Below are 15,503 nucleotides of genomic sequence, written 5' to 3' on the forward strand. Positions count from 1 at the left end.
ATGAAAAACAAACATTTTTTTATTATTGGCGGTGGTGATTTACAAGCAGATTTAGTGTTACATGCAAAAAAAGATTTTATCACTCATGTTTTTGACTACAATGAAAATTGTTTTTGCAAAGATTTAGCAGATTATTTTCATCCTATTTCTATTGCTGATAAAGAAAAAATTCTGGAATTAGCTATCAAATTTAATATAGTAGGTATTGCTACTGCTGCTACAGAACTTGGAAATTTAACAGTATGCTACATTGGAGAAAAGCTTAATCTTGGAACTAATTCTTATGAATGTGCTAAAAATACTACAGATAAAAGCTTAATGAAAAAAGTATTTGAAAGAAACAATATCAATCATGCTAAATACTTTATACTCAAAGATGAAAAAGATTTAGAACAAATTGCTAATTTCCCTGTTGTTGTAAAACCAAGCGATAGAAGTGCTGGAAGAGGAGTTGTAAAAGTATTTGATAAAGAAAATTTAAAAAAATATTTTTACAAAGCTAAAGATTTCTCTTATAATAAAATCGTTTTAGCCGAAGAAGTTTTAAAAGGTAGACAATTTAGTGTAGAAACTATAAGCTCTCATGGTAAACATCAAATTATAGCTATCACAGAAGAATATTTACGAGAAGGCGAATTTGCAAATGATTTTTTAGAAACACAACAACTTATACCTGCAAGAATTAATCATTTTGAAAAGCAACTTATCGAAAGTGAAATTATTAGGGTTTTAAATGCTTTTAAAATTAATTTTGGAGCTTCACATATAGAGATTAAACTTCATAACAATATAGTTAAGATTATAGAAATTGCAAGTAGAATGGGAGGTTGGCGTGATGTATTAGCATATCATTCTTATGGCATTGATTATTTACAACTCTTAATTCAAAGTTCTTTAAAACAAGAATTGAAAAAAGTAAATACAAAAGCTAAAAATTTTTGTCTGGTTAAAATGATTTTTACCAAAGAAGATTATTTATTTTATAAAAAAATAAAATCACTATATCCTGAATTTATCATTAAAGAAAAAATTCATTTTAATAATGTAGAAAATTTTGATTATTCTTCATCGCTGATGGATTCTAAGGGTTATTATTATATTAAAATAAAATTAAATGAAGATATAAATGTATTTTTACTAAACAAAATTTAATATTTTATTTATAATTAATATTTTTGCATTATTAATATCAAAATCATCTTTTAAAACAATATGACTTTTTTTGGGTAGTTCTAAAATTTGATCAATACCTGCCATGTTTTCTATCTTATTTTTAAAAAATTTTTTACTATCTCTTTTTTTTCTTATTTCAAAAGAAATATCTAAAAAAATTTCCAAATAATTTTGAAAACTATTTCTATTAAATTCCCTTATCGAATCAAACATAGAAATTGTGGATAAAATCACTATAAAACCTTGATTATATAACATTTTGGCAATTTTTACATAAAACATTGCCATTTCCATGCGATTCTTAATATCATAATTGGCATTATTTATACAAGCCCTCAATTCATCGCCATCTAGCAATATGGGATAAATATTTTGCAGTATTAATTCTTTTTGTAATTCTTTTGCCAAAGTTGTTTTACCACTTCCACTTAATCCCGTAATATAAACTAAAACTCCCGACAAAAAATCTCCTTTAAATGTAATAAATTTTTAGGACGACCTAAGTTATCACGCGTCTGACGTTTAACTTTTATTTCTAAAAATATCAAACCTTTTTGCTTTTTAATATTCTTGAGTATTCTTTTAAGTTGTGTAATTGTGGCGACAGAATAACTATAATCATACCCGCAAATTTTTAACATTTTTTTTAAATTTGTATTCGATATATGAGTTCTTTGCCCTCCAACACTATCATGCATTTCATTATTAAAAACAATATGCAAAAAACTAGCACCTTTAAAATTTAAAATTCCGCCCATATGCATAATTAATGCTCCATCTCCATCCAAACAAACAATACGTTTTTTACTATATCTAGATAAAATAAAAGCTAAAGAATTAGCATGTCCCATAGAACCTACTACCAAAAAATCATTTTCATGTGTTTGGTTTTTATTTTTTCTTAGTTCATAACATTCTCTCGAAATCATGCCTGTCGTAGTAACAAATTTTGAATCTTGAAAAATATCCTGAATTAAAGCAATAGCCTCCTCTCTAAGAATGGCAAAATTGTTATTTTTTATATCATTGTTAGAGTATTTGCTAAAAGTATTTTTTTTGATCAAAAAAGCAATAATTTTTTTATCGTTAAAACTTTGTTCAATTGCCTTATTTATTTGTTTTTTTGCGACAGCAATATTCTGAGATAAATACAAAGTTTTTATACCGCAAATCTTTAAAATTTTTTTACTTATCTCCCCGTGTTTTAAATGCTGAGGCTCATCGTCTACTCCTCCTCTTAATCCTATAAATAAAATTAAAGGAATTTGATACACCGTCTTATCTGCAAGAGATAAAAGTGGATTTAAAGCATGACCTATACCTGAATTTTGCATATATATCAAAGGTATTTTCGATGTAGCTAAATTATATGCAATTCCAAACGCTACAGCTTGTCCTTCATTAGCGCAAATATGAAAATTTTCTCTAAATTTTTTTTCCAACGCTTGATTTATGTATTTTAAAAGACTATCTGGAACACCAGCTATAAAAGAAAAACGATCCTGTAAAAATGAAGCAAATTTTTCAGAATCAATCATTCATTGCCTTTAATTAAATTAATTAAATCCAAAGCAGAAATATAATCTTTATCCGCTTCAGCCGAACTTTTATTTTTAAGAATAGACAAAGCAGTATTTTGCATTGCTGTATATGCGGATCTTAATAATTGATTAGCATATACTACAATATTAACTCCAGCTTCTTGCAACTTCTTTTCGCCAAGTGATGGATAATTTGTAGGAACAACCATTAATGGTTTTCTATCTTTAAAAGTATTATATTTTTTGCAAAATTCTATAATTTCGCATCCATCTTTTTTTCGAGAATGAATCATAATACCATCAGCTCCAGCATCAATATAAGCTCTAGCTCTTGAAATTGCATCATTCATACCTTGATTTAAAATAAGACTTTCAATTCTTGCAATAATCATAAATTCTTCACTAAGTTGTGCTTTTTTTCCAGCTTGAATTTTTAAACAAAAATTTTCAATAGAATCTTGAGTATGTTTTATATCATTACCTTCGCAAAGAGAGTTTTTCTTTAAGCCAATTTTATCCTCAATAACCACTGCACTCACGCCAAGTCTTTCTAATCGTTTTACCATAAATGTAAAATGTGGAATTTGTGATCCTGTATCGCCATCATAAATTATTGGTTTTGTTGATACCTCTAAAATATCATTGACTGTAGCTATTCTTGAAGTTAAATCTACAAATTCTATATCAGGTTTTCCTTTAGAGCTCGAATCAGTTAACGAACTAAGCCATAAAAAATCAAACTCTTGATTAATCCCATTTTCATCTTTGTAAAATGTATTTTCAATAGCTAATGCACTAATTCCACTATGTGATTCTATACCCCTTATAAGACTTTTAGCATTCATACATTTTCTTAAAGAACCTAATCTATTTTGAGGCAAAATTCCAAATTGCTTTAAATCTTTATTAAGTTTTGTAGAAGAAATATTTGGAGTATATTGCGGTTCTATAACCTTTCCTCCCCAAGTTTTCATTAAATCAATAGCTTTTTTTCTTGAAGAATTTAATGGACCTTCATTCCAATCACTACCATGAACCATAAAATCAGGTTTATATTTTAATAAATTATTGTCATAATCTTTTTCATTTTGAACAACAACTTCATCAACACCTTTTATAGATTCTATAAGTTGTTTGCGCTGTTCAAAATTCATAAAAGGCACTCTTTTATAACTTGCAATAGCTTGATCTGAAAATAAACCTATCATAACATAACCAAGCTTTTGAGCCTCTTTAATTATATTTAAATGACCTGGATGAATAATATCTGCAGCCATAGGTACATAAACTAACTTTTTGTTCATTTTGATTATCCTTTAAATAAACATGTATCACATAATTTTGTTTTACTTAAATCACCATTTCTATGTGCCTCTCTCAAATCTTCCATAGCTTGAGAATGCCATATATTATAAATATTATCTGTATTAATATTACCTACAGCAATATGTTTAGCACGATGACTTGCGCAAGGAACTACAAGCCCATCTCCATGAATAAATAGAGATTCAAAAGGATAAGAACAGCACTGTTTACCTGCTATAGGGGCATCTGAAATAGCGATACTTCTTTCATCATCAAATGGAGAAATTGGAACATAACGCTGAATGGAAACATAATCAACTTTATCTACCCAATAATTTTTAAAGTCTTCAAGTTCATGTTTATTTTTTTCTTGTAAAAGAAAACTTACCCTTACAATAGGCAACTCTTGACCCATTTTAGCCTTAAGATTTAAAAAATTCTCTATATTTCTAACAACATTTTTAAAGTTTAATCCTAACCTAATTTTTTTATAAGTTTCCTCCGTAAAAGCATCAATACTAAAATTCATTCTTGTAATCTTAGTATCAAGCAGTTTTTTACTCATTTCTTCATCTAGAAGTGAAGCGTTGGTATTAAAATGAATATCCATTATGCTGTCTTTTTTACTAACATAGCAAATTCTTTCTATAATATCAGGATCTAAAAGTGGTTCATTAGTCTGAGACATACCGACAGAAGGACATTTATATGCATCACATTCATCAACAAGTCTTTTAAAAGTTTCGATTGGCAAGTATCCATTATAATAATAATCATTCCTTAAGTCTGCATGACCATGAACACACATAATACATCTGGCATTACATTTAAATTGATTTTCAAAACGAACAAATAAAGGAAAATCATTCAAAATCTGTTTAGACGCATCTGACCATTTTTTTCTATAATCTAACCATTTTTGTCCATAATACTTTACAAAAATTGTATCAATATCTTTTTTTGAATTATTTACAACTCTTCCTGCTGAAGTAGATTCTGCTTTAATTTCTCCCATTGCATTTCTCCTTAAAATCTAAATTTTGATTCCTTTTTAATTCTATAAAACGATATATAACATCCAACAAATATAAAAACGATACAATATAAAATAACAAAAATACTTCATCAATAATTAAAAATAAGCTAACCAAGGTCAACATTAAAGAACAATCTATACCTAAAATAAAATTTCTATCAAGAAACCATTTTTTAATTCCAAATCTTCTAATTTTCTTTAAAGACCTAAGCTTTTTTGAAAAATAAAACATTCCAAATGCATTATGAATATTCATACAAATTATAGTCATAAAAGCTAGATATAAAGGTAAATTAGCACCTAATGCTATAAAAATAAAAATTGCATTAAAAAATACATTATCATTAAAACGATCAAGTCTTGAACCTATATAAGTTTGCTTATTTGTATATCGTGCAAGCATACCATCCGTATGATCAATTAAAGCATATATTTGAATTAAAATTGCACTCACTAAAAAATACTCAAAATATAAAAAATATAAAGTAATAGGGAAAATAATAGTATTTAATGCAGTAATAGCAATAGGATGTATATTTATCTTGGCCAAAAATGGCAAATATCTACGTGCAAGAATAATTCTATAAAAATACTCTATTATATACATACTTTTTACTTCATTTCTTTGTCTTTTTTTTAATCTCTCATCTAAATTCATCAAAATAAACCTTATTTTTTCAAGATTATCAAAAAGCTTTCATCTGCAAAACTATCATTTGCATAACTTGTTTTTAAACGATTAATCTCTATATTTTTAAAATCTTTAAAAATCCTTTGCACTTCATCTTTATCAAAAAAATACATTTGAATGCCATCTTCACAGCTTGCAGATCTATTCTTATCACTTTCTTGAATAATAACTTCATATTTTGACTTTTTCTCATTATTTTTATAACGATAATCATCCATATTTCTTACAGCAACATAGGCCATAGAACCTTTTTTAAGGACTCTATAAATTTCTTTGGCTGCTTTTTCTATCACCTCTTTAGAATTGTAATAAAGCACCCCATAACAAAGCAAACCATCAAAACTTTCATCTTCATAAGGAATATCATCTACACTTGAAACTTTTAAATCTGCTTGAAGATTGTATGTTTTTAAAAGCTCTTGAGCGGCTTTAATTCCATTTTCTGAGTAATCTACCCCAAAAGCTTTAAAGCCATTTTCTGCTAAAAATTTAACATGCCTTCCTGCACCACACCCTAAATCTAAAATTTTATCTCCTGATTTAAAATTTCTAAAAATAAAACTTACTAAATCATTACTAGGGTAACGCGGTTGATGCCTTTTATCTGTATGCAATTCGTGCCATTTTTGTTGAATCATATTTTACCTTTTTTACAAATTTTGCATAATTATATCGACATTTTTAAAAATTTCTTTCTTGCTTATTTTTTCATCAAGCCATAAATTGATCAATTGATGAGATAAAATTTCAGCATTTTTTAAAATCTTACTTTGAAAAATCCGATGAGAAGGAATATACCAAGAAGAACAATCAATTCTCAATAAACGCAATCTTTCAAGCAGTTTTTCCCTATCTCCTAAATATCTAAAAGTATAACGCCAAGAAATACAGTTATGGCTTAATTTAGGATGAATAATGTCTCGATGCACTAAATTTTCTTGATAAATTTGCATTTTTTCTCTACGATTTTTACAAATCATTTCTAGATTATTAAGTTTAGTTTTTAAATTTCCATAATTTTGTGCTTTAAAAATCAAAGTATAATCCAAAAGCAAAGATTTTAGCTTAGAAAAATAATACAAATCTTTAGAATCCAAAGCATAGTATTTTTGCCTATATTCTTCAAAAAATATTTTAAAATCCTTAAATTCTAAGTGCTCATTCATTATATATAAATCCTGTAAAATTTCTTTAGAGTAAACAAAAATTACCCCCCCCCATGAATTATTTTCCAAAAATTTAGTATGACCAAAACTTAAAATACTTGCATGAGCCCTAAAATCTATCTTATAAGTTTGTGCACAATCTTCTATAATAAAAATATCATTTTCTAAGCAAAACTTCCAAATTCTCTCATCACAAAAATGTCCATAAAGATGAACCAAAACTAAAGCATCATAGGAATATTTTGTATATAAAGCAACACAACTTTCATAATCTAAAGTATAATTGCATAAAGAAACATCGATAAAAACAAGCTCGCAACCCGCCTTAAATGCTGCACAAGAGACCTGAGGACACACGAGAGAAGGAATAGCAATTTTACTTTTTCCTTGTTTTTTTAAATAAGAAAAAATCAAATACAAAGCACTCGTTCCAGATCCTGTATAGAGGAGATTTTCATGATTAAATTTAAAAGAAAGAAGTTTTTCTATTTCACACAAATCCAACCCTTAAATAAAAAATTGTATAATTTTACCGATATTTAGTTTAATTTTTATAATATTTTAGGAATTAAAACATGCAAATAGGAAATTTTAACACCGATAAAAAAGTTTTTATCATCGCTGAACTTAGTGCCAATCACGCAGGAAGTCTTGAAATGGCACTTAAAAGCATAAAAGCAGCCAAAAAAGCAGGTGCTGATGCGATAAAAATCCAAACTTACACTGCAGATAGTCTTACGCTAAATAGCGACAAAGAAGATTTTATCATCAAGGGTGGGCTTTGGGATAAAAGAAGACTTTATGAGCTTTACGAAAGTGCAAAAACTCCTTATGAGTGGCATTCTCAAATCTTTGAAACCGCGCAAAATGAAGGCATACTTTGTTTTTCAAGTCCTTTTACTAAAGAAGATTTAGAATTTCTAAAACGCTTTGATCCTATAGCTTATAAAATCGCTTCTTTTGAAGCCAATGATGAAAATTTCGTGCGTTTAATCGCCAAAGAAAAAAAACCTACCATCGTTTCAACGGGCATTGCTACAGAAGAAGAACTTTTTAAAATCTGTGAAATTTTCAAAGAAGAAAAAAATTCTGATTTAATCTTTTTAAAATGTACTTCAGCTTATCCTGCTGCCATAGAAGATATGAATTTAAAAGCTATGGTAAGTTTAAAAGAAAAATTTAATGTTGAAGTAGGACTAAGTGATCATAGTTTTGGCTCTTTAGCTCCCATTATAGCAGTAGCACTTGGAGCTAGAGTGATAGAAAAACATTTTATGTTGGATAAAAATATAGAAAGTGAAGACAGTAAATTTAGTCTTGATTTTGATGAATTTAAAGCTATGGTAGATGCGGTTAGACAGACCGAAAGTGCTTTAGGCAATGGTAAGTTGGACTTAGATGAAAAAGCTCTTAAAAACCGTGTTTTTGCAAGAAGTTTATATGCAAGCAAGGATATCAAAAAAGGTGAAATGTTCAGCGAAGAAAATGTAAAATCCGTGCGTCCTTCTTTTGGACTACATCCTAAATTTTATCAAGAAATTCTAGGAAAAAAAGCTACTAAAGATATAAAATTTGGCGATGCTTTAAAAGAAAGTGATTTTAGATGAATAAAAATCTTTTTTTAAAAAACACTCAAGCCTTATTTGAAGTTGATCAAATTTTAGCGTATAAATTACGTGCTTTAAAAAAAAACGATTTTAAAATACAGCAAAATGAAAATGGAATCAATTTTATAAAAGATGATACCGCACTTTATAAAAATCCTAATCAAGAGCTTTTAGAAAATTTAACTCTTTTTAAAAGCGAGTATGAAAAATATCCTGTATTATTTTTCTATGGTTTTGGAAATGGTATGTTTTATAAAGCTTTATGTGAGAATAAAAACCATAAACACATCATCGTTTTTGAAGATGAGCTAGAAATTTTAGCTCTTGCTTTTCATTTGTTTGATTTCAGCAAAGAGTTAAAAAATGAACATTTAATACTCTTTCATACCACAAGCATTACCACTGCACAACTTACAACACTTTTCATGTATGAATACATACAAAAAAGTGTGAAAATTTTTAATCTTTTTATACATAGCGATTTTTATCTTAAATTCTATACTCATCAAATACAAGAACTTAACAAAAAGCTTATTGAAAATATTCGCTTTATCGTTTTAGCTAAAGGAAATGATCCTTATGACTCGATCATCGGTATCAAACACATGCTTAATAATCTTCACAAACTTTTAAACCATGGAATTTTTCAAAATTTTTTAAAAGAAAGAAAACAAAAAGTTAAAAACGCCATCATTGTTTCAACAGGACCTTCTCTTATCAAACAATTGCCTTTACTAAAAAAGTATGCAAATAAAGCCACTATATTTTGTGCTGATAGCGCTTATCCTATTTTAGCAAAACATGATATAAAACCTGATTATGTTTGCATGTTAGAAAGAGATGATATAGTTTCTAAATGTTTTGATAATGATTTTAAAGAATTTGATAAAGGAATTTTATTTATCCTAGCTTCAGTGGTTCATAAAGAAGTTATTGAATTTCTTGAAAGAAATAATAGAGAATATATGCTAGCGCACCGTCCTTTGCACTTTGCTGTATCTTTAAATCTTAAAGAATTTGGTTATATTGGAGTTGGAGCAAGTGTTGCTAATATGGCTTATGAACTAGCCGCAAGTCTAAGGCATGAAAATATCATTTTCATAGGACAAGACTTAGCTTACGCAGAAGATGGAAGCTCTCATCCAAGAGAGCATATCTATGGAAATGAAGGAGAGAAAATACGCGGTGAAGTTTATACGCTTGCTTATGGAGGAGAAAAACAAGTAAGAACTCAACTCACTTGGAACTTGTTCCGACAAGCCTTTGAAAAAGATATTTTCTGGGCAAAAGAAAAATTAAAAATCAACACCTATAATTGTACCGAAGGGGGTGCTAGGATAGAAGGAACCATAGAAAAACCCTTTAAAGAAGTATGCGAGACCTTACTTAAAGAAGATCTTAAAAAACCTTTTGATCTGCCTAAAATTTTAGAAAAAAATGAAATTAAAAATAAATTTTTACAAACTCAAAAACTTCTAATTAAAAATGTCGAACAAAGTGAAAAATTTATAAAAAAATGTCAAAATGAACTAAAAAAACTTGACTTTGAACTTAGTAAATCTCAACTTAATTTACAAACTCTAATAAAAATTAAGCAAAACCTTTTAATTTTTTTTAAGAATTTTAAAAGATTAAAACTTTTTAATGAGCTCACTCAAGCTATATATTACCATAATGAATGTGAAATTATGTATTACGAAGTTTTAAATGATTTAGAACAAAATGAAAAAATTAAAGACTTTTTAACCAGTCAAGAAAAATGGTGGCTACAAAGCTTTGAGTATTTAAATACTCAAAACCAAATCATAAAAGAAGCTTTAAAAAAATACAAAAATGACGATATTTTAGTAAAATAAAAAAAGGAGGCTTATGAAATTCAATAAAAATCAAACCATACTTTTTAATAAAAATCTAGATTCACTAAATAATCCCACCTTAAAAGAAAAATTAAAAGAATTATCAATCACTCATTATGAGCTTATCTTAGGCAAAGATAACTTAGATATCAACCTAAAAGATACTAAAAATCATACTTTTCTTTATAAAGATACGATAAAAGAACTTGATATTATGTTAAAAACCTATAATGAAAAATATCTTTTATATCCTGTGCTTTATTTTTATGGTTTTGGAAATGGGGTTTTATTTAAAGCACTTTTAAAAAATAAACATCATAAACATATAGTTGTTTTTGAAAAAGAATTAGAAATTCTTAAGATCATACTTCATCTTATAGATTTTTCACAAGAATTAAAAGAAAGCAAGCTTTTAATTTTTGATGTTAATTCTTTAGAATTTCAAGATTATTATGATTTATGTTCAACTAATCCTTTTTTTAGTTTTTCTAGAACTTATTTTTTAGAGCTTAGTAGCGACTATTATGAAAAAGATCAAGAAGAAATATTAAATTTAAATAACAATCTTATGAAAAATTTCAAAAATGTTATATTAAGACACGGTAATCTTCCAAAAGATGTTGTACAAGGGATTGAACAATGTATTAACAATCTTCCAACCATGTTAACTCATCCTCCTTATCAAAATTTACTCAAACAAAGAGCAAATCTTAGCGATACTGCTATTATCGTTTCAACAGGACCTAGTCTTTCTAAACAATTAAACACTCTTAAACTATATGCTAATAAAGCGACCATTATAGCAGCTGATGCCTCATATCCTATTTTAGCAAAACATGGTATAAAGCCTGATTATGTTTTATCTTTAGAAAGAATTTTATCAACCTCTAAATTTTTTGATAATAATTTTGGTGATTTTGATAAAGATATTTTATTTATCACAACTCACTTAACCCATCCTCAAACTATAAAAAATTTAGAAAATAACAATAGAAATTTTATGTTATCTTATCGTGAAACATATTTTATGAAATATTTACAGCTTAATTCATTTGGCAATTTAGTTGAAGGACATAGCGTAGCTCATATAGCTTATGGGCTAGCCGTGTTTTTAAAACATAAAAATATTATCTTCATAGGACAAGATCTTGCTTATGCAGAAGATGGAAGCTCTCATCCAAGTGAACATATTTATGGAAATTATGATGCTGTAGATAAAAATAAAATCACTTACCATTTAAAAACTCTAGCCTATGGTGGTAAAAAAATGGTTTATACTAAAGAAGGGTGGAATATATTTCGTCATACCTTAGAAAAACATATATTTCAAACAAAACAATTAAAACTCTGCACTACTTACAACTGTACTGAAGGTGGGGCTAGGATAGAAGGAACTATAGAAAAACCTTTTAAAGAAATTTGTGAAACTTTACTTAAAGAAGATCTTAAAAAGCCTTTTCCCAAAGTAGAAGCTTTAAACAAAGATAAACAAGATGAATTATTATTAAAAAGCTATTATAAAATTTATAAAAGCATAAAACATTGTAAAGATTTTTCAGATGAACTTTTAAAATCTTATAATCACATCTTAGAAAGTTTTTCAAATCTTAATTTAATCTCAAATTTAAATGAAGGTAAAAAAATACTTGATTATCTCATACAAGAAATCGATAAAATCAAAACTAAACTTGAAGATGAAAAAAATATGCTAGATCTTTATGAAATTTTAGGTCCTCTTTTAACTCAATTTGAACTTAATTTGGCAAGAATTTATGTCTTAAATCCAAAAACCCCAGAAGATTCTTATAACAAATCTTTACTATGGGTAAAAGAACATATAGAATTTTTTGATATGGTTTATGAGCATATCAAAGCTCAAGAAAAAGCTTTGATAGAAAATATCACTCCTTTAAAAAATGAATTAACTCAAAGAAATTTAGAAAAATACAAAAGGAAAATAAAAAATGCAAAATGAAATTTTTGATAAAAACATAAAAGCTATGGGTGGTAAAGAATATGATGAACTTAAAGAAAAATTAGTCAAAATAAAAGAACTTAGAGAATTTTCTTATACTTTTGGTAAAGATAATTTAGATATCAATATCATTCAAAAAAGAAATTTAAAAACAATTTATAAAAACCCTTTAAAAGAATTAGAAGAAAAAATTGAATTTTTCAAAGATTATAAAAGATATCCAGCTTTGTTTTTTTACGGCTTAGGAAATGGAATTTTATACAAAGCCTTGCTTCAAAATGAAAATCACAAAAGAATTGTTGTTTTTGAAAAAGAAATTGAAATTATTTTTATAGTTTTAAATTTACTAGATTTTAGTGAAGATTTAAGAAAAGGAAGATTGATTTTAATCTACACATCTTACATGAACTATACTAAAGCAGATAGTATATTTTCTTTAAAGGAAATTAATCGTTTTTTTAAAACTTACAATTTGCACTTACATTCTAATTTTTATAAAAAAAACTACAAAGAAGATATATTAAAGATCAATACTTTAAATTTAAAAGCTATTAAAAACATAAGCTTAAGACATGGAACTGACCCAAAAGATGCTATGCAAGGCATAGAACAATTTGTCCAAAATATCCCAAAAATGATCTCTCATCCAAGCTATCAAACCTTACTTCAAAAAAGAAAAAATACCAAAAATGAAAATGTAGCCATCATAGTTTCTACAGGACCTAGTCTTGAAAAACAACTTCCTTTACTTAAAAAATACGCTAGTAAAGCAACTATTTTTTGTGCTGATAGTGCTTATGCTATACTAGCAAAACATAATATAAAACCTGATTATGTCTGCATGATGGAGCGTGATGAAATAGTAGCTGAGTGTTTTAATAATGATTTTGGTAATTTTGATAAAGATATTATTTTTATAGTAGCTTCTTTGGTGCATAAAAAAACCCTTTCTTATCTTGACAAAAATAAAAGAACTTATATCTTAGTAACAAGATTTTTACCTTTTGCTAACTCAATAGACCTTAAAGAATTTGGATATATAGGCGGTGGACTAAGTGTAGCCCACATGAACTATGAACTAGCTATCAATTTAAACTATAAAAATATCATTTTAATAGGACAAGATCTAGCTTATGCAAAAGATGGGGGCTCTCATTCAAAAGGCTTTATCCATGAAAAACTCCACGATGGACATTACCAAAGGGATTTTGATAAATATATTACCACAGCTTATGGAGGAGAAGGAGCAGTTCAAAGCTCTGAAATTTGGACTATATTTAGAGAAATTTTTGAAAATAGTATAAAGAAAAATAAAAAAACAATAAAAACTTATAATTGCACCGAAGGAGGAGCTAGGATAGAAGGAACTATAGAAAAACCTTTTAAAGAGCTTTGTGAAACTTTACTTAAAAAAGATCTAAAAAAGCCTTTTACTAAAATTCCTAAACTTTCAAAAAATCAAAGAGATAAGTTAATGTTAGATGCTTATAAAAATATCAAAAAACAAATGAGCTTAACTCAAACTTTTTTAAAAGAATGCAAAAAAGTTAAAAATCAATTAGCATCATTAAAAAAAGGAAAAACCAAACTTACTCTAGAGCAAATCAATCAAAATTTAGACAAATTTAAAACTCGTTTAGATTTAAAACGCTATAATTTTTTATATGAAATTTTAGGACCTACTTTATATCACGAAGAAAGTTTACTAACTCCTCTATACGCTCAAAATTTTACAAATGAAGGCGAAAAACAAAACAAGCTTTTTGCTTGGCTTTATGCTCACGAATCTTTAATCGAAAGTATTTTTGATCTTACCAATACTCAAAATACCATCTTAAAAAAAGCTATCATTCCTTTACAAGATGAACTTGAAAAAAGAAATTTGATCTAAAGAGCAAATTTTTGCTCTTTAGAAAGATTATTGTAAAAGTTTTAAAACATTTTGTTGTACAGCATTAGCCTGACTCATAGCATAAGAGCCTGATTGTGCAAGTATGTTGTATTTAGAAAAATTTGCACTCTCGCTTGCAAAGTCTACATCTCTTATAGTTGATTCGGCTGCTTTGACATTCACTTGAGTTACAGTAATGTTGTTTATAGTAACTTGGAGTTGATTTTGCACTGAACCTATATCAGCTCTAATTTGATCAAGGTTAGTTATAGCAGTTTCAGCTATATCCATCACAGCCATAGCACCTTTAAGAGTGGTTACACCCGCAGTTTCATCAGTAGCACCTACAGTTGATGTTCTTAAGGCAGCAAATTGAGAATTTCCTGAACCTGATGAAAAACCTGAACCTGCTGAAACTATATAAGTACTGCTTATAGAAGCTGCATCTGAAACAATTTGCACTGATCCAGATAAAGCTGTAGAATATCCTTTTCCACTACCCACTGAAAAACCTGAACCTGCTGAAAAACCTGAACCTGCTTGAGACATAAACGCTGAAATACTAGAAGCTTGGATAATTTGCTTATCTCCGCCACCATTGTAAGAATTAAAACCCATAGCATCAGCATTAGCTGCTGAAATTTGACCTTTTGATTCTCTTAAAGATACTGAAGCTTGAGAAATCATATCTGCAGCACCCATACCTATAGCACTAAGATTAGTTCCACTTATATTGATATCTCTACCATCATTTTTAACCAAAGATAATCTTCCATAATTTTCAGTTTTTAAAACACCAGCACCAGCACCTATACTACCTGTAATTTTAATGCCTCTACCATCAGCTGAAGTAAGAACAAGTTTACCATTCTCATCTTTAGAAGCTTGAACTCCTGTTGTGTCTTTAACAGAATTTATAGCTGAGATTAATTGGCCATTATTATCTCCATCTTTATAATTAATCTGACCAATTATAACCCCATTGATAGCAAAGTCTTGAGAAGTACTTCCTTCTTTTATAGCATAAGCTCCTACAGTTTTTACATCATAAGTTGCTCTAACTCCTGTTTTATCAGAGCTTTTATTAATCTCTTCGGCTAAAGCTCCAAGTCCTGTTCCAACTGAAGTTGAAATCACAACATTATCAAATTTAAAATCTTCTATACCATTATAGTTTTTGATAGTAAGTCCTACTACACCTGAACTCACACTTTGTGAACCTGTTTCAAATCTTGTAACACCGATTTTTGAAGACTGGGTTG

13 protein-coding genes are annotated in these 15,503 nt (G+C 27.9%); 5 read left to right on the forward strand and 8 right to left on the reverse strand.

Features of this window, described 5'->3' with window-relative positions:
* Positions 1–1,152 (forward strand): acetyl-CoA carboxylase biotin carboxylase subunit family protein (locus tag AJ932_RS03790; protein WP_070275953.1); only part of this gene is annotated, 1,152 nt, incomplete at its 5' end.
* Here AJ932_RS03790 and AJ932_RS03795 read toward each other — a convergent pair.
* Genes AJ932_RS03795 through AJ932_RS03825 form a run of 7 tightly spaced genes read right to left on the reverse strand, consistent with a single transcriptional unit; the run spans position 1,138 to position 7,410 of the window.
* Complete coding sequence (locus AJ932_RS03795; RefSeq protein ID WP_044780666.1) at positions 1,138–1,635, reverse strand: adenylyl-sulfate kinase; 498 nt, start codon at positions 1,633–1,635, stop codon at positions 1,138–1,140. The two genes, AJ932_RS03790 and AJ932_RS03795, sit on opposite strands and share 15 nt — an antisense overlap.
* Positions 1,620–2,711, reverse strand: coding sequence for a phosphonopyruvate decarboxylase (aepY, locus tag AJ932_RS03800; RefSeq protein ID WP_044780665.1), 1,092 nt, complete (start codon positions 2,709–2,711; stop codon positions 1,620–1,622). The genes AJ932_RS03795 and aepY overlap by 16 nt, the downstream gene beginning before the upstream one ends.
* Complete coding sequence (gene aepX, locus AJ932_RS03805; protein WP_070278789.1) at positions 2,708–4,018, reverse strand: phosphoenolpyruvate mutase; 1,311 nt, start codon at positions 4,016–4,018, stop codon at positions 2,708–2,710. Before aepX ends, aepY begins: the two co-directional genes overlap by 4 nt.
* 5 nt (positions 4,019–4,023) lie before the next feature.
* Complete coding sequence (locus AJ932_RS03810; protein WP_070278787.1) at positions 4,024–5,034, reverse strand: radical SAM/SPASM domain-containing protein; 1,011 nt, start codon at positions 5,032–5,034, stop codon at positions 4,024–4,026.
* Positions 5,021–5,713: a CDP-alcohol phosphatidyltransferase family protein gene (locus AJ932_RS03815; protein WP_002862010.1), complete on the reverse strand. Its 693-nt coding sequence runs from the start codon at positions 5,711–5,713 to the stop codon at positions 5,021–5,023. Before AJ932_RS03815 ends, AJ932_RS03810 begins: the two co-directional genes overlap by 14 nt.
* Before the next feature lie 11 nt (positions 5,714–5,724).
* Complete coding sequence (locus AJ932_RS03820) at positions 5,725–6,384, reverse strand: class I SAM-dependent methyltransferase (RefSeq protein ID WP_070278785.1); 660 nt, start codon at positions 6,382–6,384, stop codon at positions 5,725–5,727.
* A 12-nt stretch (positions 6,385–6,396) separates the two neighbouring features.
* On the reverse strand, positions 6,397–7,410 hold the full coding sequence (locus tag AJ932_RS03825) for a DegT/DnrJ/EryC1/StrS family aminotransferase (protein WP_070278784.1): 1,014 nt from the start codon (positions 7,408–7,410) through the stop codon (positions 6,397–6,399).
* Between the two features lie 77 nt (positions 7,411–7,487).
* On the opposite strand from AJ932_RS03825, the gene pseI reads away from it, so the two are divergent.
* The 4 genes from pseI to AJ932_RS03845 are packed head-to-tail and all read left to right on the forward strand — an operon-like array spanning position 7,488 to position 14,241.
* Positions 7,488–8,519 (forward strand): pseudaminic acid synthase, encoded by a 1,032-nt coding sequence (gene pseI, locus AJ932_RS03830; RefSeq protein ID WP_070278782.1) that lies wholly within the window; start codon positions 7,488–7,490, stop codon positions 8,517–8,519.
* On the forward strand, positions 8,516–10,375 hold the full coding sequence (locus tag AJ932_RS03835) for a motility associated factor glycosyltransferase family protein (RefSeq protein ID WP_070278780.1): 1,860 nt from the start codon (positions 8,516–8,518) through the stop codon (positions 10,373–10,375). Before pseI ends, AJ932_RS03835 begins: the two co-directional genes overlap by 4 nt.
* 13 nt (positions 10,376–10,388) lie before the next feature.
* Positions 10,389–12,350 carry a motility associated factor glycosyltransferase family protein gene (locus AJ932_RS03840; protein WP_070278778.1) on the forward strand — a complete coding sequence of 654 codons (1,962 nt, stop codon included), beginning with the start codon at positions 10,389–10,391 and terminating at the stop codon, positions 12,348–12,350.
* A complete protein-coding gene (locus tag AJ932_RS03845) occupies positions 12,340–14,241 on the forward strand; it encodes a motility associated factor glycosyltransferase family protein (RefSeq protein WP_070278776.1) in 1,902 nt (633 codons plus the stop codon). The genes AJ932_RS03840 and AJ932_RS03845 overlap by 11 nt, the downstream gene beginning before the upstream one ends.
* A 27-nt stretch (positions 14,242–14,268) precedes the next feature.
* Here AJ932_RS03845 and AJ932_RS03850 read toward each other — a convergent pair.
* Positions 14,269–15,503, reverse strand: a 1,235-nt coding sequence (locus AJ932_RS03850) for a flagellin (RefSeq protein WP_070289000.1), incomplete at its 5' end; no start/stop codon positions are given.

It is taken from the genome of Campylobacter sp. BCW_6873, assembly GCF_001762365.1.
Classification (GTDB): Bacteria; Campylobacterota; Campylobacteria; order Campylobacterales; family Campylobacteraceae; genus Campylobacter_D; species Campylobacter_D jejuni.